Below are 23094 nucleotides of genomic sequence, written 5' to 3'. Positions count from 1 at the left end.
ATTGTCGACTTGCACCTTGTTAGGCCGCTTGTGCCGGCTCAGTTGTTGAAATGGGACAGCTGAACGCCTGTTTCGTCCCGGAACTCCGACAGTGCTTCCCCGGCCGACCGGAACATGTTCTCGAATGCCAACTCGTGCTCGAAGACAACACCGCCGACGCGAATGGCGAGAATGTCCTTGTCGCCTTTCGGCGCGAAATAGATCTGTCCGACCGATTCTCGAATGCGTTCGCCGACATCCTTGGCGTCCTGCTCGCTCGCGCCGGGAAGGAAGACGCCGAACATGGAGGTTCCTATGCGGCCGATCAGATCGTCATTGCGCACGGAGGACCTGATGGCTGAGGCGATGAGCCGCAAGGCTTCATCGCCCCATTCGAGACCGAAGCGCAGGTTGATCGAGGAAAGATGTTCCGGGTGGATGACGAGGAAGGCGCCGGAGCGCGGTCCGGACGGCCTCGCCGCCCTTCTGTYGACCATCGAGGTGAACACGGTGCCGTTGAAGCAGCCGGTCAGCCGGTCGTAGGTGCCGGACCTGGTGAGTTCCTGCCGGTAACGCCGGACCTCGACCTCTCTCCAGCCGAGCAGGGCAAAAAGCGGCAAGCCGATGATAACGGGTAGAAGCGTCGCCGTGACGACGCTGTGGCCGAACGGCGTCAACGCATCGCTGAGCAGGAGCAGATAATTCAGGCCGAGCGACAGGCACACGCAGCCGGCGGTACCCAGCAGGGACAGCCAAACGACATGCTTCCATGCTTCCGCCGGCGGGGTCCGCGTTTGTATKCTCACTGGCCAATCTCCTGTTGGACVCATTGGCTTAAAGGAGGTCTGTTACGATTTCGGTTTCAGGCAAGCTTACAATTTGATGGAAATCGGCATCTTTCTCCTTGGGTCGCGCATCCGATCCGCTTCTCGCCAGTGGCCGCCGCCTGGCTTCCGCTTGGCGTGAGCAGCCAGGGCAGTTCAGCGTCGGTAGAATGGCTGAACTGCCGTGGCTATTCCGTTTTGGCGCAATTCCGAACGGAAACCCGCTAGGCACTATTCCAGGAATCGCCCTATTGCGGCGGGCCGAAGATGCCCATCCTGGCGCCCCTCGCGACTAATTCGGCCTTGGCGTAGATGCCCGAGGGCGATGCCTTTGCCCAGCCATTGGCGACAAGCCAGGCGCCGACGTCCTGCTTGCCGAGCGTGCAGGGCGCGGCGATGGCGAAGCGGTCGACATCGGGCGGCAGCAAGCATTTGAGCGCCCGGCCGCGCAGCCAGGCGTTGAAGGCGGCGCGGGCGCGCTGGCCGCAGGGCCAGACCGCATCGCCAAACGAGCAGGTCCTGTCGGGATCGATGTCGATAGTCCCGCTGATGACAACGGTGCGCCCCATGGCTTCGAAGATCGCCGACGAGGTGGCGACGGGCCGATAAAGCAGTGTCTCATGCCAGTCCTGCGGCATCGGCGTTCGCGGCGGCGAGGCAAGACCCAACTCGCCGAGCGGAGCCCGGGGCTCGATGCGCTCGATCTCCGACGAATCGAGCGGCGGCGGCGCGATAAGATCTTCGGCGATCCTGCGCGCCAGCTTGCCTGGCCGCAGGTCATGAACGGGGAGACGAGGGACAGCACCGGCTTCGCCGGCTTCCTGGGCCGGCATTTGCGAAGAGAGGTCGGTTGGCAACCAGTGCCTGGACCAGGCGATCAGCAATATTCCGGCGAGCAGCCCGAGCGTGCCGAGCGACGCGGTGAACCGGCCGGTCGACTTTACCGCGCCCACGCGCAAACCCCCGTGGGCAGCTTCCGGCTATCGATGATGCTGCTCGAACCCACAGTGAGGGACCTYGTCAAACGACACCYGCGTCGATCTATCCGATCATACATTAGGCGCTGGCGACATTGCTTGAAAAGCAAGGCGTTGCGTTAAGTCTCGCGCAACCAATGCCGCCTACACTCAAGCATCGGATGTCGAGGGGATGACTATGACGCGCAAGCCGATACTGCTCTTTGCCTTCCCGGCCCTGATACTCCTCCTGGTAGCGGCGGAGCGGGCGACGACGCTCCTTCTCGGATTCTATCCGGCTAGCCCCGCCATGTGGCACGTCTGGCTTGAGCTGCGCCCCTTCTCGACAATGTTCTGGCAGCAGGTGGACTTCTATCTCGGCGGCTCGATGGCCCTCAACGCCGCCATCATCCTCGTCGCGTCGGCCGGCTGCTGGATGGCTTGTCATGCAAAGAGGTCGGCAGGCTTCTTCCTCGCCAATCACGCCGCCCTGCTCTTTGCCGGACTGATGATTGCAGCAGGCAGCCACTCGGAAACGGCAAGCACGATTGCCAGCTTCACCGCACCGCGCGGCTTTCAGTTTTCACTGATGATCGACTTCGGCTGGAAGAACAGCCTTGTGCTGTGCCTTGGCCTCGCCGCCTGCGCCTATTGCCACGTCGCGTTCCTGCGCGAGGCGAGGCTGCGCGCCGAAGCCCGCGCCGTCCGCATGCTGGCGCTGCAGCGCGATCTCTAAAACTCGGCCGCCCAAGATCCAGACAGCCGAGCGGCCAACTGGGCTCAGTTGATTTTCTTGTAATAGACCTTGCCGTCGGCCTGCTGGATGCGCTGGTAGGATGGGTTGGGGCCGGGCGGCGGGACCTTCCCCTTGAACGCGCGCGGCGCGTCGACAGGGTCCGGCTCGCCGGCGTTGACGGCAGACGCTTCTGCCAGCGTGGTGCCGGCAAGCGAAGGCGGCTCGGGCGCGCGCGGCATTTCGGCACTCGCGGCGGCGGGTGTGCCCTGCTCAAGCCTGGCAATGCTGCCGTTGATCTGGCCGAAGCTCGCCTGCAGCTGCCGGTCAAGCGTCTCGAACCGGCTCTGGAAGCCGTTGTTGACGGTGTCGATGCGGGCGCCGATGCGCTRCTCGAACTGGCCGAGCTGTTCCAGCCGCGACTCCATTGCCCGGAGGTCGTTGACCCCGCGATAGAGATAGATGGCGGCCGTCACGTTGACGAACGTGACGAGCGCTGCGCCGACCATGACGGCGCCGATCGTCACCGCCCGGTTCGGCCTGCCTGGTGCCTTCTCCTGTTCGCCGAGCTCGATTGCCGGGATGTCCGGCGCGCTGATCATCGTCATTCAACCACCACCTTTGCGCCCACCGCGACGCGCTTGAAGAGATCGATCACATCGGTATTCGTCAGTCTAAAGCATCCGGACGTGCCGTCGAAGCCGACCCCCTTGGGATCGTTGGTGCCATGGATGCGATAGAGCGTGTCGCGCCCGTCGCGCGCGAGGTAGAGCGCCCTGGCGCCGAGCGGATTGTAGGGGCCGGCCRGCACCATCGCCGGCAGTTCCGGCTGGCGGGCGCGCATCTCCTTCGGCGGGCGCCACTCCGGCCATTCGGTCTTGGATGCGACCTTGACCGTGCCGGTCCAGCCGAAGCCGTCGCGGCCGACGCTGATCTGGTAGCGCAGCGCCTGGCCCTGTCCGGTCACCAGATAGAGCGCTTTCTCTTGTCTGCGGATGATGATCGTGCCGGGCTGCTCGCCGGACTGGAAGGCGACCATCTTGCGCAGGCTAGGGCCCATCGCGGGCAGGGGCGGGCGGTCCGCCAGCCCCGATCCGGCTGAGGCGAGATYGCAGGCMGACACCAGGGYGATGCCGGCCAGGCAGGCGCCGGCAAAGCGCGTAGCGATGAGCAGCATTTGCTCTGCCGCAATTCCGGACGGAAGGCTACGGCGAAGTCGCCGAGCTCGACCGCTGCGCACTTTTCCTGGAATTGCTTTAGCGCTGGRCATTGTCCAGCCGCTCCTTGAACAAGCGCTTCATGTCCTTGTTGAAGCGGGCCCGGCCATCAACCTCGGAAGGCAGGATGGCGCGGTTCAGCGCGTCGGTGAGCAGCGCGTTGTCGAGCCCCAGCGACTTGATGTGCGGCGCCTTGAAGATCTTCTCCAGTTCGCGGCGCGAAAAGTGGTTGCCGAACCATTTGCGCTTGTGCTTGTTGGCGACCAGCGTGATCGAGACGGCGTTGCCGCGCAATTCGCGGATCTTCGTATAGAGCCGTTTGCCCTGCCGCAAGGACGCGAYGTTGAGCTCGAAGACGATGAAGATCTCGTCGCTCGTCCGCAGCACAGATTCGTGCCACGGCGTCTCGATGTTCGGCAGGTCGATGACGATGTCGTCGAAGCGGTAGGCGACGAGGTCGAGCAGCCGGAAGACGAAATCGGCGCCCCGCGGCTCGAACGGCAATTGCGGCCGCTCGAARGAATAGAGCGTAAGCCCGGACGGCCGCGACAGCTTGATGACGTCCATCAGCTCGACGTCGAGCCGGTCCGGCWGGCCGATGATGCCGGCAAGGTCGAACTGGTTGRACTGGTTGAGATAGGCACCGCAATTGGCGCTCTGGAAATCGAGGTCGACGAGGCAGGTCGAGGCCGCCCGCTCGGCCGACTTCGAGGCGAGATACTCCGCCGCCGAGATCGCCAGCGTGGTGGCGCCGGCGCCGCCGCTGGCGGCAATGAAGGTGACGATGCGGCTTTTGGTTCCCTGGCTCCCGGTGTCGTGGAAGGTTACGGCGTTGAGCAGTTCCTTTGGGTCGAGCGGCTTGTGCAGCCAGTCCGACGCGTTCATGCGCACCAGCACCCGCGTCTGCTCGGACGTCAGTTCGCCCGACACCGCGATCAGCGGCACCGACGCCCAGGCCGAACGCGCCTCGACGATGCCCGCATTGCCGAGCAGCTCGCCGCTGCCGAGGTCGAGGATGATGATGCCAGGCCGCGCATCCGCCGGCGGCCCCTTGAGGAACTCGACCGCCTCCGAAACCTTGACGTCATAGATCGCCAGCGCATCGAGCCGGGTCGTCACGTCATGCCTGAAATTCGCATCGGAGGAAAACAGCGCAACCTGCTTCCGTTTCGTAGGCAAAACTCTGGTGTCGATGGCGTTCATGGCCATGTACTCTTTAAATCTTCACCCGTTACAGTACTGAGCATGGAGGGCATGGTCATGTTGTTGAACCCGAGCAGTCCCCCCAGGAAGAAGAACTGAAATTGATGATTGACGATGCTGACGGTGATGGTCGGCACCGGACCGCCTGGGCGCGTCCAATAGCCAAGGCCGGAAGCCTGATATTGGATCCTGACCTCGGACTTCGCCAGCATTGGCAGGAAAGTCTGCATTCCGGCGCGGGTGCTGCTGCCACTGAAGATCAGGTCAAAAGCGGCCTGGTTCACATTGAGGTTTTGGCACGTGGCACCTGCTCCGCAGGTGCAGGAGGCGACCCCGGCGGCATTGGCGGTGCAAATGTAGTTATAAGTGTTTGCCGGCACGGCGGTACCGACCTTGGTTACGTCGCTCTGAGTCAACGTCTCCAGTGAGAGTCCGCTAGCAACAGGAGCGGAAATTTGCGCCAGCCTGGCACCGGCCTGCACTGCCTTGTTGGCAGCGTTCCATTGATAGAAGGCGTAGCCAAAGTCGACGAAGCCGARCAGCAGGGTCAGCAGCAACGGCATTGCAATGGCCATTTCGACCATTGCCACGCCGGACTGGCTCGTCCAGAACTTGCTGCGGGTGATCACCATCCGAAGACCCGCTCCTGATGTGCCACGCTGAAGGTAAGGGCGCCAAAGCCAAGGTAGGACCAAAATCCCAGATCAGGATACGCGTATGATGTRCTGACCTGGACCACATCGACCGTGTCCTTGGTGCTAAGATAGAGCTCGGTGGGGGGCGTGGTGGTCTTATCGAGCGCTGACGTGGATGTCTTGGTTATTATGACTTGAGCTGGAAGCCAACCAGTCACCCTAGCTGTCGTGCCGTCGATGGCGCCATTGGCCGCAAGCTTTTGTGCCAGCCCCTTGCAAGTGTCCCAATCGCTGCTGCAGCGCGCCATGTAGCGAGCTRCATCCTCGACGCCAGCTTCGAGAAGCAGGCGCGTGTTCAAGATATTGGAGAACTCGAACACACCGGCCGACAGCAGGAGAACGAAAGGCGTGACGATTGCCATTTCGACGAGCGCCGTGCCGTCCTCGTCGCGCCGGAACAGGTGGATGATGTGGCCGAGCTTGGTCATAAGACTCACCGGTAGAGTTGTGCTTCGTTCCGGAAAGCTTTGTCGAGCGTGGCATTGCCAAGAGGGCCGTCGACATCGACGATCTCGAGACTGATCGGCTTCTCGGCGCCGGTGCCGTCGGGGTCGTCATTCGGATTTAATTTTTGGACCGGCTTATTCAGGAAGATGCTTGCATAGCCGTCGGGCTTGAGCTGGGTGTGACCGTTGATCTTGGCGGCGTTGGCGAGGCAATCGACGATGGCCAGGTTGAGCAACCGGCGATCGGGATCCGGCGTCGGCGTGGTGCCCTTGAAGCAACCKGGTGTTCCGCTCTCCTTTGTCGGAGCGAGCGACTTGTCGCCGACAAGGTTGTGGGAAATCTCGTACTTGTAGACGTCATATCGAGACGCGGGCTGCGTTGTGTCGCCGGTCGGGTAGCTCGTGCTTGGAATGCTTGGGACCGCAGCGCCCTTGTGATTGACGCTCCAATACTGCGCATAAAAGGTCGAAGCGTTGGTGATCTTGTCAGAATACCCCTTCGTGGTGTCGTAGTTGGTTCCGGGGGGAAGGGGCAGCGCAGAGTTGTCTGTCACGGGATCATATTTGCTGCAGGTATTGCTTTTCTGCCCCTTGCGCACGTTGGACGCCGGACGATAGTTCCAGTCCTTATTGTATTTGCTGAGAGAGYCGCTGTAGAGATCGAAGCGAGTGTTCAGGCCGGCGCTGACCTGGCCCAAGGTGACGCCTGTTTTCGTGGTGAGGGCGTCGCGGTTGTAGCAGGTACCGGCGGTGCCCATGGCGATGGCGTCGCGCAGCGATGTCAGATTGTTGTCGAGCAAGCCGAAATTGCCCGGACCTGGATTGCTGTCGACCTTCAGGATGCGGAATTCACGGCTGTAGGTGTCGCCATTTGCGAACRCCTGCTGGATCGTCTTGCTCGTCGCTGGCGTCRCTGTCTCGAATGGATTGCACATGAAGACCGGCACGGTTTCGCATATTGACTGGGTGAAACCGGCCACAGCCTGCGGCAGGATCTCCATGGTATTGCTGCCACCGTTGAAACTGGCTGGAAAAATCGTGGCGAAAGCGCCCGCGCCGTCTGTCAAGCCGGACGGGTTCACCGTCACTTCCGCGAATGACACGGCCTTGGGATCCGTGCTGGCCCAGTTCACGCCGTTCGCATCGACACCTGCAGCACTTAGTCTCGTGTTGTCGCTGGCCGGTATGCCGGTCAAATAAGTTACGGTTACGTCGGCCAGGGCGAGCTGGTGGTCGCCCGATGTCGAGAACAGCGTTCTGTTGGCGATAAGATTGGTGACGGCCCGATTTGCCCGGGTGATGCTATCCGATCTGCCGTCGAGTTCCGCCGCCGCGGCAAGCGCCAGCGCGTCGACACCTTTCTGCAGATCGTTGTGCAGTCCGTTGGCCCGGCTCATGTCGATGGCCAACACAGCAAGGCCAACAAGCACCGGCAGCATGATGGCCACAAGGATCATCGCTATGCCGCGTTGATCGTTCCAGAATTCACGAATGGTCCTCAACATGATCTTACTCTCTGTTCCATTCGTGCCAGGCGTCCTCGCGCGCCTGACGCACCGCATCCTTCTATTTACTTCGCTGCGCTGGTCTCGTTCGACGGACCGACATTGACCGTCATGTTCGTCGCTGGACCGGAAGTCGTTGGCGGAAGCTTGTATTTCTGCACGACGGCGACTGACCGCGCGCCATCGCCCTCGATCTTGGTGTTGTTGGAAGCCGGGTTGTACGGGTCGACCGTCTGCAGCAGTTGGTTGGCTTTTTGCGAGTCGCCCGACGCCAGCGTCATCGTGTCGTAATTGTGCAGATAGTCTGCCGCGCAGCCCGCAAGCAGGCTGGAGCCGAGAAGGACGAGCAGGAGCTTATTTCTTGACATAGGCCAGCTTGTCCTTCGATTTCACATCCAGCATGTGGCCGTAGGGGCCGGTGACGCCTTCGCCGAGCTCATATTTCCGGATCATGTCCTTGCTGACTTCGAGCTGGCCGAGCAGGAACAGCTCCGGATCGTTGGCGGGCTTGGTCTTGTCGAAAGGCGTCGCCAGTTGCTCGCCGGGCTTCACCGGCCTCACCAGATGCGGCGTGACGATGACGACGAGTTCGGTCTCCTCCTTCTGCGTGCTCGAATTCCTGAACAGCGCGCCGACGATCGGCACCTGGCCGAGCCACGGCACCTGATTCTGAAGCCTTGTGTTCTTGCTGGAGAGCAGACCGCCGACCGCGAAGCTCTGGCCGTCGCGCAGATCGACTACGGTTGCCAGCTTGCGATTGGTGAAGATCGGATCGCCGGCGGTGGTGAAGCCAGTCAGGTCGCTCACTTCCGGCGCCAGCTTGATGTGGATCTTGCCGTCATCCAGCACCACCGGCGTGAAGTTCAGGTTGACGCCGAACTGCTTGAATACGATCTCGACTTCACCTTGGGCATTGACGCTGCGGATCGGCACCTCACCGCCGGCATTGAAGCTGGCGGTCTCGCCGGAAACCGTGGTGAGGTTGGGCTCCGCCAGCGTGCGGACCACCCCCTTGGCTTCGAGCGCTTCAATGATCAGGTCAACTTTGATGTTGCTGTCGATGATCTGGGTGATCAGTGCGGCGAACGGGTTCGACTTCGAGAGAAGTCCGCTGACCAACGGCCCCGGCCCGAGCACTTCGTTATTTTTGTCAACTGTGCCAATACCTGTTCCAAGTCGCGTCGCATCGCTGCCGTGGCTCGCAAACGACACGCCCAGATCGCGGCCGGCATTGCGCTTGGCTTCCAGGATGCGGACCGAGAGATTGACCTGCTCGCTGTCGTCGATCGTCACGGCATTGATGATGGCGTCGGGGCCATATTGCTGCGTCACCTCGACGATCTGCGCCAGCGTCGCGGCGTCCTTGACATGGCCGCTCAGTCGAACCTTGCCGTTGATCGAGCCGATTTCGATGCGCGCCCTTGGCGCTACCTGGCGGATCGCCGCCGCCATGTCGCTGACATCCTGGCCGACCTCGACCTGGATGGTGCCCAGCGAGCGCTTGTCCTCGGAAAACAGGTTGACGGTAGTGGTGCCGACGCCCTTGCCGATAATATAGAGCGTCTTGTYGGTCATCGGCTGCGCATCGGCGATCTTCTCGTCGCCGACGACGATATCGCCCAGCGTCGCGTTCACCTGGATCGTGGCGGATTGGGAAACGGGGACGAAGACGCGGTGCAGCGAGGGGCTCGATACGTCGATGAACCGGTCAGCCGCTATGGCCGGATGGCCAGAAATCGCCGATACGCACAACAAGGATAGCGCGGCCGCCGCCATCCTGACCCAGAACCGCTGCATTCCCCGTCTCCCCTCTTGCTGCCTGTGGCAGCCGCCGCGACATGCCTCGTCAGTCTTGTCGCGGCACCTCATACGATTCGAGTTTTATGCCACGGAAGACCCCCACGGTCACTCGCGATGGTGGCTCCGGCTGCACGTATTTGACGACTTCCTTGACCTGCGGCGCCGAGGCCACAGCAGGAGCGGGCTTTACCTTGCCGAGCTGATCGATCTGGCTTCCCACCCGCTCTACAGCTTTGGCCAGGCCGTCGATCTTCTCGTTGGCCTGCTTGCGCTCTTCGGCGGCGGCGGCTTCCGCGGCTTTCTGCCTCTCGAGCTCTGCCTGCCGCTTCGCCACATCCTCCGGCGTGTCGCCGGTCAGGTCGGCGAGCGTGACGCGCGCCGTCGATTCCCCTTGGCCCGCCGCGGCTTGCCTAAGTGCCAGTGACAACTGGCCGGCGCCGGCGGCCAGYGTCAGCTTCTGCGCATCCTTGGTGCTGACTTCGACGGTAACCGCCTTCACGACTTGCGGGTTTTCCTTGCTTTCGTCGGCGACCTGGTCGACCGCGAGCACCTTGACGCTCTGCAGCAGCACGTCGACGAAGCTTCGATCGCTACCTTCTTCACCGCGCACGGTGCGGGTCAAAAGTATGTCGACCCGGTCGCCTGGAAAAACGAAACCGGCCACGCCAAGCACATCGTTGAMCCTGATTGAAACGGCTTTCATGCCTTCGGCTAGCACGGCTGAAAGTGTGGCGCGCTGCCCGGCGCCAGTGATCTTGCTGGCCAAAACGGGCTCGTTGACACTGATTGCCTGTAAAGCCTGGCGCGCGCCGCTACCGGCCAAAGCGTCCTTGACAGTCTTGAATGCGCCTGCCGGCACCGCGCCGGCCGGCCACGCGATTTCGCGTAGCTTGTCGGCGCTCAGCACATCTCCGAATTTCAGCGGCATCGCCGCGACCACAACAGTGCTGGCCTGCACGCCATTTGATTGAGCCAGGGCGTTGCGCTGGCCTGCCAGCCAGATGTTGACAAGGACCACCGCCAGAACACCGAATATCCCGGCGAGAACGATCATGATGAGCGTGTTGGCGCGCATAACCCCAAGCCCCAAGCCATTAATGCGGGAATTCGCCCGCCACGACTGAATTCAGGTCCGGGCGTCTACGCCCGGACCTGATGATCATCAAACGATCAAGAACCGGCGCCGGATGCGCAGGTGCCGATACCAGAGTTGTTCATGGCGCTGCACAGTCCGGAGAAGCGGCCCGTCACCCACGCGCCGATACCGATGATAAATCCGATCGCGGCGACCGCGATGATGCCGATCAGAATCGAATATTCGACCATAGCAGCGCCGTTATCGTCGTCGCGGAACTGCCGGGCCATCGTCATGAGCTTTTTCATGCCAATTTCTCCCTTTGGAGGTTTGAACCCGACGAGACAGAGCCAAGGAATGAACCCCATACCCAAGCATCCCCCGTCACGTTCAATCCTAGGTCCCGCGAAAAACTCGAGTCAAACGGATTAACATTGCTTTAACCTTTCAATACCTGCAGAACGGCCCTCTCACTTTGAGCAAGAGCTTGATTCGATTTGTTTTTCAAGCCGTCTTAACCATTCATTCACAATTATGCCACGGCCGTGGCGCCAATCTACCACTATTAGCGATTATGCATAATCCTTTATGCCGAATGGCTTGGYGGATATGCAGGCACATGTGGGTTGTAAGGGATGGGAGCCATGTCCTCGAGGTTGCAACAAGAGGAAAATAGAACGATTTTTTTAAGCTCGATTTTTTAACTATGTTGTAAGTATTGCACGTTTTGGATCCGGATCACCGCTTGTGCCTCTCGTGGTTAACGCTTAGTTTCGGCCTGGGTAAATCATGGGGGCTAGGGTGGGCATGTTGGGTCGCTTCATCAAAGGGCCGAACGAACAGAAAGCGGCGCCGCACCCGGCGCCTGTCGTCACAACAGTGAATGGGGCGACCGCTCCCGCGCCGGAAGTCGAACAGAATGACGACTTCCTGACACTCAAGGTCGAACTGCATCGGCACCTTATAGACAGGTTCAATCTGACAGCCCTTGAAAATGCTTCCAAGGACGAGATCCTGAATGAGATACGGCCGATCGTGCGCGAGTTTGTGCGCGGTCGCAATGTACCGCTTAACGCGCGCGAGCTTGATCAGCTGACCAGCGACACGGCAGACGAGATGCTGGGGCTCGGCCCGATTGAACCTCTGCTCAAGGATGACTCTATCACCGACATCATGATCAAYACGCATGAGCGCGTCTTCATCGAGCGCCGCGGCATCATCGAGGAAACCTCGATCCGCTTTCGCGACGAGGCGCATCTGCTCCGCATCATCAACAAGATCGTGTCGAATATCGGCCGTCGGGTCGATGAATCCTCGCCGATGGCGGATGCGCGCCTGGATGACGGTTCGCGCGTCAACATCGCCGTGCGGCCGGTTTCGGTCGATGGCCCCCTCGTCTCGATCCGCAAATTCTCCAAACATCCCTATTCGTTGGAGCGCCTGATCGCCTTCAATTCGATCCGGCCGCCCATGGTCGACATGCTGCGGATCGCGGTGCAGGCCCGCAAATCCATCCTGGTTTCGGGCGGCACCGGCAGCGGCAAGACGACGCTGCTCAACGCGCTGTCGAGCTACATCCCGGCCAAGGAGCGCCTGGTCACCATCGAGGACGCGGCGGAACTGCAGCTGCAGCAGCCGCATGTCGGCCGCCTGGAGACGCGACCGCCTAATGTCGAAGGCAGGGGCGAGATTCGCCAGCGCGAACTGGTGAAGAACGCGCTGCGCATGCGCCCCGACCGCATCATCGTCGGCGAGGTGYGCGGCGAGGAAGCCTTCGACATGCTTCAGGCCATGAACACCGGCCACGAAGGCTCGATGACCACCATCCACGCCAACACCCCGCGCGACGCGCTATCGCGCCTCGAACAGATGGTCGGCATGGCCGGCATGCCCATGACCCATGAATCCATTCGGGCGCAGATCGCATCGGCCATCGACATCATTGTGCAGACGCAGCGCCTGTCCGATGGCGGCCGGCGAGTCGTCTCCATATCGGAACTGACCGGCATGGAGGGCAACGTCGTTCAGTTGCAGGAACTCTAYCATTTCGTTCGCCGCGACGTCACGGCAGAGGGCCAGATCATCGGCGAGTTTCGCGCAACCGGAATTCGTCCGCGCTTCGCTCAGGAGGCGGCGACCCTTGGCCTTCACTTTGCCAAGGACGCATTTAACCCGCAGGTTCCGCTCTGATGCTGACCGGGCAAACACTGCTCTATTTCATATATGCGCTGGCAGCGGCTTCAGTCATTCTCGCCGCCGAAGCCTTTTTCGTTTCTTTTTCCAGGGGACGCACGCGATCCGGAGCCATCAATCGGCGGCTCAAACGTTTGGCCGATGAAGCGCCGGCGCAAAAGACCCTGCAAGGTTTGCTTCGCGAGCGCGGCCTGACTGAATCAGGAGACTTCATCTCCGGCTTTGTCTGGTTGAACCGGCTTTACACCCAGTCCGGTGTCACTGGAAACCCGATGACCTTCGCAGCGTCGTTTGTTCTGGCCGGCCTGATGCTGGCGCTGCTGCTATGGTTTTTCCTGCGCGTCGCAGCGCCGGTAGCTTTCATCATCTTTCTGGTAGTCGGCTTTGCTTTGCCGCTTGTTGTTTTGCGCCGGGCACGAAACAGGCGAATTCAGAATTTCGCCAGGCAATTACCCGACGCTCTGGACATGATCGTTCGCTCGCTACGCGCGGGACACCCTGCATCCGTTGCTGTAGGTCTTGTGGCTCGTGAGATGCCGGACCCGCTCGGCACGGAATTCGGCATCGTCGCCGACGAGATCACCTTCGGACTGAGCATGGAGCAGGCTGTAAGAAAGCTGTCCGAACGCGTCGGTTTCGAGGGACTGCACCTGCTGACAGTCTCTCTTTCGATCCAATCGAAGACCGGCGGCAACCTCACGGAGATTCTCGCTAATCTTTCGTCCGTTCTCCGCGAACGGCAAAAGTTGCGGCTGAAGATCAGGGCGCTGTCGGCCGAGGGCCGGGCCTCCGCGTGGATCATCTCTCTGTTTCCGGTCGTGATGTTCCTGCTGCTTCAGCTGATCGCGCCGTCCTATTACGGAAAGATCTGGGGCAGTCCGGTCATTGTTCCGGTCTTTACCACCTTTGGCGTCTGGGCGCTGCTTGGCGACTACATCATGTATCGCATGGTCAATTTCGACTTCTAGGAGCGTGCCATTAACCTGCTTTTGAACACCGACGACCTGACCTTTCTGGTCTCCATCGCTGTCTTCGCGACGGCGGTAGCGCTGTTCCTGTTTGCGGCACTGGTTTTCATGCCCGCGCTGCAGACCCGGAAGCTCGTCTCGGACAGCCTTATGGGGGAGGACTCTCTCAACCCGCGATCCATCCTCGGCCAGGAAGAGCGCGCCAGGCTCGCAGCACAAAAGCCGGTCGACGCCTATTTCAAGACGCTGGAAAAGGAGCGCAATGAACCGAACGCGCTCGAAGCAAAACTTTTTCGTGCAGGATTCTACCAGTCGAGCGCGCCTCTTATCTACACGCTTTGCCGGTTGGGCGCCGTCGCCATTGGCTTCCTGGTAATGTACGCGCTTCTGTCGAGGATATTGCCGCCCCGGCTACCCGGCTTCTTCGCTTTCGCAGGTGCGAGCCTGCTTGGCGTCGGGTGCATCGTCATACCTAGCGTCATGCTGGATCGATTCGAGAACACCCAGAAGCAGATCTATCGTCGCGCCTTTCCCGACTTCATGGACATGATGATCACCTGCGCCGATGCCGGCATGAGCCTCGAAGCCGCAGTAGAGCGCGTCAGCCATGAACTGGCCGRCACCCACAAATGGCTGGGCATCCAGCTCTCGATCATGAATTTGCAGCTGCGTGCCGGCAAGCCGCTGCGCGAGGCGCTGCGCGAGCTTGCCGATCGCATCGGCCTGGATGAGGCGAAGGCCTTGGCGGTGCTCTTCCGGCAGTCGGAAGAACTCGGCACCAGCCTGACGGAGGCTCTGCGCGTCTATAGCGCCGAGATGCGAAGCMAGCGCATTCTTCAGGCGGAAGAGCGCGCCAATGCCCTGCCAGTGAAAATGATGATTCCGCTGGGGCTTTGCATATTTCCGGTCGTGATGATGGTGATCATGCTGCCGCTGGTTATCCGCATGAAGGGCATTTTCTTCTGATCCGTCGTATGATTATCTTCTAAAATTGAGTCGGAGGGCTCCTTGGGGGACAAAATGACAAGGCCGATGCGCCTCGCCGCCGCAGCCAGTGCGCTGCTGGTCCTGCTCGCCGGTTGCCAGTCGACCGACGGCAACAGCACTGGCGTAGTGCGCACGAACGAGCCCGCCAAAGGCGACTTCACCGCTTTCGGCGATGCCTTCGATGCCCTGAAGACGATCAGCAATGTCGACTACTATGCCTCGGACCAGGCGGTCACCGAGGCCAAGACCCAGTTCCGTTCCGAAAATTACGGCAATGCCGGCGCCCTGTTCTATAAGGCCACTCGGCTTGCGCCGAATGACGGCGTTGCCTGGCTGGGCCTTGCCGCCTCCTGCGACCGCATTAGGCGCTTCGATCTGGCCGACCTCGCCTATGGCCGGGCCTATCGGCTGCTCGGTGCGACACCCGAATATTACAATAATCTCGGCTATTCCTATCTGCTTCGCGGCAAGCTGCAGGAAGCGCGCACCAACTTCCTGAAGGCGTATGAGCTGGCGCCTAACGATCCGACCGTGGCCAACAATCTGAAACTTCTGTCATCCAGTGTGCAGAACATAGAGCGCTAGGCGGAAATGTTGCTCGTGGCATCGCTGCTGCTCAAGGCCTTGGCCATTCCGTTGTTGGCCAGGACCGCCTGGGTCGATTTCACGACCCAGAAGATTGCCAATCGTGACGTTCTGCTGCTGCTGTGCCTCGGACTGGGATCGCTGCAGCTTTTCTCGGTCGAGGCGGGGTCATGGTGGGACATGGGCCTGAGCGCGATTGCCGGGCTAGCCCTGTTCATCGCGTTCTTTCCATTTTGGGTCATGCGCAAAGTTGGCGCTGGCGATGTGAAGCTGATCGCCGTGACGCCGTTCTTGGTTGGCGGAAGCAATCTTGCGGTTTTCTCCGTGTTGCTGCTGGTTTTTGCCATCGCCACGGCGACCGTGGTCAGGAATCCGTTCCTTTTGCCGGCCGGGATGTTTCGCCATTACGTGCAGCACATGGATCGCAAGGGCGTCGTGCCTTTCGGCGTGCCGATTTCGGCGGCCGCGATCTGCGCGATAGCGTACCAGATCTATGTCAGTCTCATGCTGGYGACCAGCTCCGGGATACTGCAGCAGCTGAGTTAGCGCCTGGGTCCGAAGGTTCCTTCAATGTCAATAGCGCGGCTGGCGGTTCGTAGCGGGTCGGAGGCGTGGCGAGCCAATCAGCTATTTTTCGTGACGGTCTTTGCCTATGGTTTGATCGCGCTGATCGCTGCGGCACATTGGAAAATCGTAGTCGATATAAAGCTCTATAATAACAATTTCTTGTTTTTCGGGTCTATTGTGACCTTGATCCTTGTTATCGTGACTTCTGGCCGGTTGATCATTAGGCGGCCGAAGCAACCATTACATGCGCTAAAGGATCTTATGCTGGCTAGCAAACTGCCGGATCGGCTCAAAATCGGATTGCCGGTTGCGCTCGTTCTCCCGATCTTTTTCTCCATTTTCACCAGCATCAAGGGAGGCATCAGCAAGGTTCAACCATTCTATGCCGACTCAACCTTGGTAGCGATCGACAGGGCACTTCATGGCGGCGTCGATGCATGGAGATTTTTTCAACCCATACTTGGCTTCGGCCCTTCTACCTTTTTGCTGAACGTTCTTTACAATCTTTGGTTTGCCGAGGTTTTCATCGTTTTGTTTTGCGTCGTTTTTTCCACCAGAAACGAACGGCTGCGTGCACAATTCCTGGTCACGTTCGTCCTTACCTGGATATTGCTTGGAAATGTTTTGGCGACGGTCTTCGCATCAGTTGGACCGGCATTCGTTCTGCCATTTTACGGCGACAGTACGTTTTCTCCGCTGATGGACTACCTTCGGACGACCGATATCACCTATCCTGTGTCGGCGCTGTATACGCAAAACTACCTGCTGGCCGACGCCGGGCTTGATGGTCCACGCTTGGGCAGTGGCATTTCGGCCTTTCCGTCGGTTCATGTTGCTGCCGCGACTTTAAACGCGATCTATCTCCGGCGTTATGGCGGTGTGCTGCGGTGGGGCAGCGTCACCTTTCTGATCGCCATACAACTGGGATCGGTCCATCTGGGCTGGCATTATGCGGTCGATGGATATGTTTCGATGCTTGCAACACCCGCGATCTGGGCCGCCGCCGGTTGGCTGTCGAGAAACCACCGGGTAGGTGCCGGGCCAGTAGCCGAAATCAGGCAATCCGCCGTGTCGAGTTAGCGTCAGCCATGCAATTTGACARGGGGATACGGATAGTCGGCCTGGCACATGCCTGTGCGGGGGCTTGGTATGCCAATCAGACGTTTTTCCTGACAGTGGCGGCCTATGCACTAGCGGCGGCCTCTGCTGCAACCTGCTGGCAAATTCCACTCGATCCTCAGATCTACAGCGAACCGTTCTTGCTGTTCGGGTTCGGCGTTACRCTCATCCTCTTTAYCGTCATTGCGRCGCGCGTCATGCTTGAACGGCCGGAGCAGCTGTTTCCTAGTTTGGTCAATCGCTTGGTGGAGAACGACTTGCCGAATCGGCTCGTCATAGGTGTGCCGGTAGCACTGACACTGCCTGTCTTCTTTTCCTTATTCACCAGCATAAAGGCTGGCCTCAGCAGGATGGTGCCCTTCTACGCCGATTCGGCAATTGTCGCCGTCGACAGGGCGATCCATGGCGGCCAAGATCCGTGGAGGATATTGCATCCTCTGCTGGGTGTCGCGCCGCTGACCTTCGCTTTGAATTTTCTCTACAATCTTTGGTTCGTGGTGATGCTCGTGGTGCTGTTTTGCGTTACCTTCTCGACTGGCAATAAGCATCTTCGTTCGCAGTATCTGGTGGCCTTTGTCCTCACCTGGGGAGTTCTGGGGAACGTCGCAGCGACCATATTTGCTTCGGTTGGCCCCGCCTTCATCATGCCCTTCTACGGCGATGATACGTTCTCCCCGCTGATGAACTATCTTCACGCGACAGACGCGGTCTATCCGGTATGGGCTCTCAAGGCACAGGGCACGCTTCTTGCCAACGCCGCTCTTGATGGCCCACGCTTGGGTAGCGGCATCTCGGCATTTCCTTCCCTGCATGTTGCCGTTGTGACCCTAAATGCCATCTACCTCTGGCGCTTCGGTGGTCTGCTGCGCTGGGTTAGCGTCATCTTCGTGGCTGCAATTCAGCTGGGTGCTGTCCATCTCGCGTGGCACTACGCAGTTGACGGGTATGCATCAATATTTGCGACGCCGGTCATTTGGATAACCGCTGGGTGGCTCGTCGGCTCGCGCCGGCTGCCTGCCACGCCCAARGTCGCAAGCTAGACTAGATCGCCGACGAAGGCCTCAAAACCCCGCCGTCTGCTTCTCCACCAGTTTCAGTTGGCCCTTCTCCACCTTGAAGAACGGCATCGATCTTTGGCTCGAGCCGTCGGCGCGGAAGCGGAACAGGCCTGTCGAGCCGCGGAAGCCGCTGGCATTCTCCAGCACCTGCTTCGAGAAGCCGCCCGGGCCGGCCGAGCTCGCTATGCCGGCCGACAGCGCCACCATGTCGTAGGCATAGGCGACGTTGAGGTCGGGCTGGTAATTGTAGGTCGCCTTGAAACGGTCGGCGATCGGCCCGGTCTCGCTCTGGTCGAGCGTCGCGATATAGGCGCCCTCATAGAGCGGATCCATCGGGCGCTCGAGCCAGCGGTTGGTGCCGATCAGCGTCACGGCCTTGCCGGGGATACCTTTCGCCTTCAGCGCCGCAAGCACGGCCGTCGGGTTGCCGTCGCCGCTGGCGACGATCACCGCCTGCGGTGCCTCCACCAGCGAGCCCATGTCGGCAACCGCCTTCGCGGCGCTGTCCGGCGAATAGGGGAGCGTCACGGCAAGCGTCGCGCCATAGATGCTGAGCGCGTTGGTGACACGTGCCTCGACGGCACTGGCATTGGCGCCCGCCGGCACCAGAAGCACGAATTTCTTCGCGCCCTTACTGGCGACGGCCGCCGCACCCGCGGCGGCGCTGTCGGCCTCGCTGAGGCGCACCGAATAGACGCCCGGGCCGCCGGCGAAATTGTCGGCCAGCGCCAGCACCGGCGGCCGTGTCGAGCCAGAGAGCTTGGCAAGATGCTGCGCCGCGCCGAGCTCCGCCGGTCCGATGACGACCTTCGCGCCGCCCGACGTGATCGCCTTCACCGCGAGGTCCTTGGCATAGCCGGCGTCGCCGCGCGTGTCCTCGATCGTCAGCGTCAGCAGCTTGTCGCCGAGATCGGCCATCGCAAGCCTGGCGGCGTCATACATCTTCCGGCCGTTCTCTCCCGCGCTTCCAGGGGCCGAGAGCGGCAACAGCATGGTGATCTTGGTCGAGCCGGTGCCTAGCGTTTGGCTGGCCTTGGCGGCGGTGCTTGCGGCGGAGCTCGTGGTCTGCTGCGCGGTCGCGGTGGGRGCGGAYGCCTGGCCTGCGGGAGAGGCGATGGCCGCGGGATCGAGCACATCCGATGCGCCCTTCTTCGACTGGCAGGCGGACAGCGCCGCCAGCAGCACGAACGCGACCGCCCGCATTCGCGAACACGGTGGTGGGAACTGCCGCGCACCGCCGGACCCTGTTGCGCCTGGCGACGGACACGCGGAGGCTCTCATGCCCATTATTGCAGCCGGTCGGCGCAGAGTTCGCCCGTCAGCTCAGTGCATGTATTCGACCATGCGGTCGTGGAAGCACTCGCACTTGTTGAGGTAGTCCTCGTCCTTGTAGTTCGTCTTGAGGTACCCGTAGGCCTTGCCACAGGCGACCTTGGCTTCCGACGCCCAGACGAAAGCCGGGCGCGACGAGTTTATCCATTCCGGGCTGTTGGCGACAGAGATGGAGTCGTCCATCAGCTTCACCACCTTGTCCTTRAGCTCGACCATATTGTTGGTCAGCACTAGGTCAGACGTGCCAACGGTGCGGCAATAGTTCACCGCCGGCTCGCCGATGATATCGGCGGCAAAGCCCGTCGAACCGGCCAACAGCAGCGCCGTGGCCGAAGCCAGCAGTCTTGCGGAATGTTTCATGTAAGCCCCTCTCCGAATTACCAATTCATGGTTCGCTGATACATAGCATGGAAGTGCAACGGCGCATAAGTACTAAACCGTGGCTGTATGCTGTTGGTGGTTCGTGTCGTYGTAAAGGATGTTGATCGTGCCAGCGGCAGGTGCGTTCTGCAGCACGGCCACGTCGACGAAGTTGACCGGATTGCCCGAGCCGGAGGTGTCGACGCTCACCGTGCTGGTCGCGCTGTCGTAGTGCACATAATCGGCTATGTTACCCGCCGGAGTCTTGTCGAACAGCGCGGTCAGGTCGATCTTGTCTCCTTCGGCGCCATGGAAGTCAGTGATCAGATCCTTGATGTTCAGATTATCGATCTTGAACGTGTCGGCGCCCGAAGTGCCGACAAGGGTCGAGGTACCAGTAGCAACACCGTCGTAATTGCCGAAGCCGATGTCGGCCACCGCCCCCGTCTCGCCGTCAGCAGTGGTGAATGTGGTTTCGCCGTAGGTCACGACCGAGCCGTCTGCGGACACCGACTGCTGGTGGTCGCTTTCGAGCCCGATCTCCACGATGCCCAGGGCGGCGAGAGACTTGAACTCGCCCGGGTCTGCCACGCCGTTGCCATTGGCATCCTGCCAGACGCCGAACTTCGCGAAGTCATGATCGGCGGCGGTCAGCTTGCCGTCGTGATTGGTATCATAGAGCTGCTCCAGCGCTGCAAGGTCGGTCGCARCACCCGGAGCATGCTGGGTGAAGACAATTTCCGAACCGTCATTCACCTTGCCGTCGCCGTTGAGATCGATCGCCAGTATGCCGTCATGCGAATCGACCCAGGCGGTCTTCGAAGCGACGCCATCGCCGTTATAGTCGAACGAAACCGTCGAGTGCGTAAGATCGGTGGTGTGGATCCCGTCGTGGTTCAGGTCGARCACGACTGGAGCGGCGACGTTAAATGGCGTCAGCCCGTCAGCCACGTGCACAGTGAAATTCGCGGTCGTCGTCGTGTCCCCGTCGCCGTCCGTGAGCTGCAACGTCACCGGTATTGTATGGTCGACCGTGGTTGTAGTGACCCCAATATCAGTGAGATTGAGTTTGGTACTGCCTGACGACTCATACGCATCGATCCATGCGATCTGGGCGCCTGAGGGCGAGGTGATCGTTAAGGACGTCACACCGTTTGCCGGCGTGAAGGCATGGAACGATCCATCCGTATAGTGGGCAACGAATTCGATCTTGTTGCTTCCACTCACCGCGTCGAACGTAAATGTGGCGTATGAGACATTGGCCAAGGAAATGTTGGGTGGTGTGTAAGAGCCGTTGCCATCGTAGTCGTTTGGCGTCCCGAAATCGAAACRCATGAACTCGCCGCCGTCGAAGTTATTGTTGCCAAGGCCCCAACCTGCGGTCGAACCGTTGACATTGGACGTCTGCGTCAACGGTTGATTGTGCCCGGTAGCAAGCCAGTCTGCCTCATTGAAGCCGCTGGCCGGCGCCCATCCCGTCACCATGACGTAGTTTACGGTGTGGTTGCCGTCCTGAACGACGATACTTTGGGTCGGTCCGTTGCCGAAGGAACTACCCTTGCCAATGGAGACATTGGTGACCGTGCCGTCCAGCGGCGCCAAAAGGTCGAACGTATATTGGCCCGAYGTGCCCGCATTCGGGTTCACCGTAATGGTGAAGACCGCCGTGTCACCCGCGTCATGTGTTCCGCTGTTGTTGTTGTCGGCATAGGCGGTCAGCACATTACCTACCTGCTCCGYCACGAGGTTGTGGCCAGCCGACGTAAGGCCTGTTGTGTTGGCCGTGATCGTCATGGTGGCCCCGGCTCCGTCGGCTCCCGCAACGAAGTGGAGTGTTCCAACCGCCGGCGCTTGTGACGGATCGTTGCTTGCCTGTTGACTTTGCACGGTGCCCAATGTCGGCACGTCGTCGACGACGTCGATCTTGACCGTGCCGGTAACCGTGTTGCCGTTCGCATCCTTTGCTGTGTAGGTGAAACTCTCCGCGCCCGTCAGCGTGTTGGCTCCCTGCGTCGCGCCGCTGTCGAAGGGTGAGGTCAGCGTGTAGGTCCAGGCGCCGTTCGCCTGCAGCTCGAACACGCCGTGTGACGTCGTCTGGCTGATCGGCGTGTAGGTGATGCCGGTACCCGCCACGGCGAGCTGGCCGGTCACCGTCTCGGTTGTGTTCGACGGGGCGGAGCCCGTCACCGTGCCGGCGGCGAGGTCCGCGCCGTCCTTGTTCAGGTCAAGCGACGCCTCGTAGACCTTGCCGGTCTGGTTGTCGGCGGCCAGCGTCACATTCGCGACATTGATGGCCAGCGTCGTTGTCGACAGGTCGCCGTCGCCGTCCTTGATGGTGTAGACGAACATGTCGGTCGCATTCGCCGAGATCGCGTTCGCCGTTGCCTGGTAGGTGTAGGAACCGTCCGCGTGCAGCGTCAGCGTGCCGTACTGGCCGGTGATCTGCGTGTTGACGCCCGTGGTCACCGCCGTCGTGGTGTCGCCGTTCGCCGCGCGCACGCCGACCACGGCGCCGGTGGCGGCATAGCCGTCCGCTCCGGACACGTCGTTCGACAGCACACCATTGGCTGCAGTCACTTGCAGCAGCGCGCCTTCCGTCACATTCCCGGTATCGGCATGCGCCGTCGGCACGTCGTCGATGATGTTGATCGAGATGGTTGAGGTCGACGTGTTGCCGTAGGCGTCGGTGACCGTATAGGTGAAGACGTCCTTACCGGTCTCGGTGTTGGTGCCGTTGTTGGCATCGGGCGTTGTGTCGAACGRCTTGGTCAGCGTGTAGGTGTAGTTGCCGTTCTGGTCGATCTGCAGCACGCCATAGGTGCCCTGCACGGTGACGGCGCTGGCGCCGACCGCTGATGAGGTGGCCCCCTGGATGTTGGTGACGTGCGGGCTGTCGGGGTCGCCGAGCGTCAGCGTGCCCGAGACGGTCTCGGCCGTGCTCGACGGATTCGATCCGGTCACCGTGCCGTGGCCTACATCGCCGGGATCGGTCACCGTGTCCAGCGCCGCTTCGTTGACGGTCTGGGTCGCGGCGACGGGCTGYGGCTGGCCGTTGCTGACGGTGATGGTGAGCGTGGCCGGCGAGGTGTCGCCGTCGCCGTCGGTGATGGTGTAGGCGAATACTTCGGTGCCCGAGGCGTTCGGGTTGGCATGGTAGCTGTAGGAGCCGTCGGGGCCGATGGTCAGCGTGCCAAAGCTGCCCGTCACCGTGTTGCCGGAGGCGCCCGTCCAGGCGATCGAGGCGATGCCGTCCGCGCCGGCAGTGTCGTTGGTCTCGACATTGCCGGTAACCGTCTGGCCCGACTGTGCGCTGTTGGTATCGTTATGTGCTGTCGGCACGTCGTCGACGATGTTGATGATAAGGTTGCCRGCCGGTGCGCTGTCGCCGTCGGCATCGGTGACGACGACCGCGAAGGAGGTGCTGGTGTTGTCGCCGGAGGTGTTGGTGGTGAGCGTGTAGGCGTAGCTGATGGTGCCGACGCCGGTGTTGGC

General features: G+C 60.9%; 23 protein-coding genes. 8 read left to right on the top strand and 15 right to left on the bottom strand.

Annotated elements, in window-relative coordinates:
- Nucleotides 1–38 precede the first annotated feature (38 nt).
- Nucleotides 39–785, bottom strand: a complete 747-nt coding sequence (locus tag ORS3428_RS24975) for a GGDEF domain-containing protein (RefSeq protein ID WP_244508092.1) — start codon at nucleotides 783–785, stop codon at nucleotides 39–41.
- Between the two features lie 266 nt (nucleotides 786–1051).
- Nucleotides 1052–1756: a thermonuclease family protein gene (locus ORS3428_RS24970; protein WP_071100963.1), complete on the bottom strand. Its 705-nt coding sequence runs from the start codon at nucleotides 1754–1756 to the stop codon at nucleotides 1052–1054.
- 202 nt (nucleotides 1757–1958) lie between these two features.
- Between ORS3428_RS24970 and ORS3428_RS24965 the strand changes: the two genes are divergently transcribed.
- Nucleotides 1959–2495 (top strand): hypothetical protein, encoded by a 537-nt coding sequence (locus ORS3428_RS24965; protein ID WP_071100975.1) that lies wholly within the window; start codon nucleotides 1959–1961, stop codon nucleotides 2493–2495.
- 44 nt (nucleotides 2496–2539) lie between these two features.
- On the opposite strand, the gene ORS3428_RS24960 is transcribed toward ORS3428_RS24965, so the two are convergent.
- The 10 genes from ORS3428_RS24960 to ORS3428_RS24915 form a co-directional block, all read right to left on the bottom strand.
- Nucleotides 2540–3100, bottom strand: a complete 561-nt coding sequence (locus ORS3428_RS24960) for a hypothetical protein (protein WP_071100962.1) — start codon at nucleotides 3098–3100, stop codon at nucleotides 2540–2542.
- Nucleotides 3097–3669, bottom strand: a complete 573-nt coding sequence (locus ORS3428_RS24955) for a L,D-transpeptidase (protein ID WP_071100961.1) — start codon at nucleotides 3667–3669, stop codon at nucleotides 3097–3099. Before ORS3428_RS24955 ends, ORS3428_RS24960 begins: the two co-directional genes overlap by 4 nt.
- 79 nt (nucleotides 3670–3748) lie before the next feature.
- Entirely contained in the window at nucleotides 3749–4912 is a 1164-nt protein-coding gene (locus ORS3428_RS24950) for an AAA family ATPase (protein WP_071100974.1), read from the bottom strand.
- Nucleotides 4909–5544 carry a TadE/TadG family type IV pilus assembly protein gene (locus ORS3428_RS24945; RefSeq protein WP_071100960.1) on the bottom strand — a complete coding sequence of 212 codons (636 nt, stop codon included), beginning with the start codon at nucleotides 5542–5544 and terminating at the stop codon, nucleotides 4909–4911. The genes ORS3428_RS24950 and ORS3428_RS24945 overlap by 4 nt, the downstream gene beginning before the upstream one ends.
- Nucleotides 5538–6035: a TadE/TadG family type IV pilus assembly protein gene (locus ORS3428_RS24940; protein ID WP_071100959.1), complete on the bottom strand. Its 498-nt coding sequence runs from the start codon at nucleotides 6033–6035 to the stop codon at nucleotides 5538–5540. The genes ORS3428_RS24945 and ORS3428_RS24940 overlap by 7 nt, the downstream gene beginning before the upstream one ends.
- A 5-nt stretch (nucleotides 6036–6040) precedes the next feature.
- Nucleotides 6041–7558, bottom strand: coding sequence for a pilus assembly protein TadG-related protein (locus tag ORS3428_RS24935; RefSeq protein ID WP_157895989.1), 1518 nt, complete (start codon nucleotides 7556–7558; stop codon nucleotides 6041–6043).
- Nucleotides 7559–7623: 65 nt separating this feature from the next.
- Nucleotides 7624–7926, bottom strand: coding sequence for a hypothetical protein (locus ORS3428_RS24930; RefSeq protein ID WP_071100957.1), 303 nt, complete (start codon nucleotides 7924–7926; stop codon nucleotides 7624–7626).
- Entirely contained in the window at nucleotides 7913–9355 is a 1443-nt protein-coding gene (locus ORS3428_RS24925; RefSeq protein ID WP_071100956.1) for a type II and III secretion system protein family protein, read from the bottom strand. The genes ORS3428_RS24930 and ORS3428_RS24925 overlap by 14 nt, the downstream gene beginning before the upstream one ends.
- Nucleotides 9356–9404: 49 nt before the next feature.
- Complete coding sequence (gene cpaB / locus ORS3428_RS24920) at nucleotides 9405–10433, bottom strand: Flp pilus assembly protein CpaB (protein ID WP_071100955.1); 1029 nt, start codon at nucleotides 10431–10433, stop codon at nucleotides 9405–9407.
- Nucleotides 10434–10528: 95 nt separating this feature from the next.
- Nucleotides 10529–10741 (bottom strand): Flp family type IVb pilin, encoded by a 213-nt coding sequence (locus ORS3428_RS24915; protein WP_071100954.1) that lies wholly within the window; start codon nucleotides 10739–10741, stop codon nucleotides 10529–10531.
- Between the two features lie 499 nt (nucleotides 10742–11240).
- Between ORS3428_RS24915 and ORS3428_RS24910 the strand changes: the two genes are divergently transcribed.
- The 7 genes from ORS3428_RS24910 to ORS3428_RS24880 are packed head-to-tail and all read left to right on the top strand — an operon-like array spanning nucleotide 11241 to nucleotide 17892.
- Complete coding sequence (locus ORS3428_RS24910; protein WP_071100953.1) at nucleotides 11241–12623, top strand: CpaF family protein; 1383 nt, start codon at nucleotides 11241–11243, stop codon at nucleotides 12621–12623.
- On the top strand, nucleotides 12623–13594 hold the full coding sequence (locus tag ORS3428_RS24905; protein WP_071100952.1) for a type II secretion system F family protein: 972 nt from the start codon (nucleotides 12623–12625) through the stop codon (nucleotides 13592–13594). Before ORS3428_RS24910 ends, ORS3428_RS24905 begins: the two co-directional genes overlap by 1 nt.
- Nucleotides 13595–13615: 21 nt before the next feature.
- Complete coding sequence (locus ORS3428_RS24900; protein ID WP_244508091.1) at nucleotides 13616–14560, top strand: type II secretion system F family protein; 945 nt, start codon at nucleotides 13616–13618, stop codon at nucleotides 14558–14560.
- Between the two features lie 54 nt (nucleotides 14561–14614).
- Entirely contained in the window at nucleotides 14615–15166 is a 552-nt protein-coding gene (locus tag ORS3428_RS24895; RefSeq protein WP_071100950.1) for a tetratricopeptide repeat protein, read from the top strand.
- A gap of 6 nt (nucleotides 15167–15172) precedes the next feature.
- Complete coding sequence (locus ORS3428_RS24890; protein ID WP_071100949.1) at nucleotides 15173–15712, top strand: prepilin peptidase; 540 nt, start codon at nucleotides 15173–15175, stop codon at nucleotides 15710–15712.
- A 24-nt stretch (nucleotides 15713–15736) separates the two neighbouring features.
- Nucleotides 15737–16813 (top strand): phosphatase PAP2 family protein, encoded by a 1077-nt coding sequence (locus ORS3428_RS24885; RefSeq protein ID WP_071100948.1) that lies wholly within the window; start codon nucleotides 15737–15739, stop codon nucleotides 16811–16813.
- A gap of 8 nt (nucleotides 16814–16821) precedes the next feature.
- Nucleotides 16822–17892 carry a phosphatase PAP2 family protein gene (locus ORS3428_RS24880; RefSeq protein ID WP_071100947.1) on the top strand — a complete coding sequence of 357 codons (1071 nt, stop codon included), beginning with the start codon at nucleotides 16822–16824 and terminating at the stop codon, nucleotides 17890–17892.
- 21 nt (nucleotides 17893–17913) lie between these two features.
- Here ORS3428_RS24880 and ORS3428_RS24875 read toward each other — a convergent pair whose 3' ends face one another.
- The 3 genes from ORS3428_RS24875 to ORS3428_RS24865 all read right to left on the bottom strand — a co-directional run.
- Nucleotides 17914–19113: an ABC transporter substrate-binding protein gene (locus ORS3428_RS24875; RefSeq protein ID WP_071100946.1), complete on the bottom strand. Its 1200-nt coding sequence runs from the start codon at nucleotides 19111–19113 to the stop codon at nucleotides 17914–17916.
- A gap of 120 nt (nucleotides 19114–19233) precedes the next feature.
- Nucleotides 19234–19602, bottom strand: a complete 369-nt coding sequence (locus ORS3428_RS24870) for a hypothetical protein (protein ID WP_071100945.1) — start codon at nucleotides 19600–19602, stop codon at nucleotides 19234–19236.
- A gap of 72 nt (nucleotides 19603–19674) precedes the next feature.
- On the bottom strand, nucleotides 19675–23094 hold a 3420-nt coding region (locus tag ORS3428_RS24865), incomplete at its 5' end, for a beta strand repeat-containing protein (protein WP_122984391.1).

Source organism: Mesorhizobium sp. ORS 3428 (assembly GCF_001854785.1).
In the GTDB taxonomy this organism is placed as follows: domain Bacteria; phylum Pseudomonadota; class Alphaproteobacteria; order Rhizobiales; family Rhizobiaceae; genus Mesorhizobium.
Note: the sequence above shows the minus strand (reverse complement) of the source record. Positions and strands in the feature narration are given on the sequence as shown.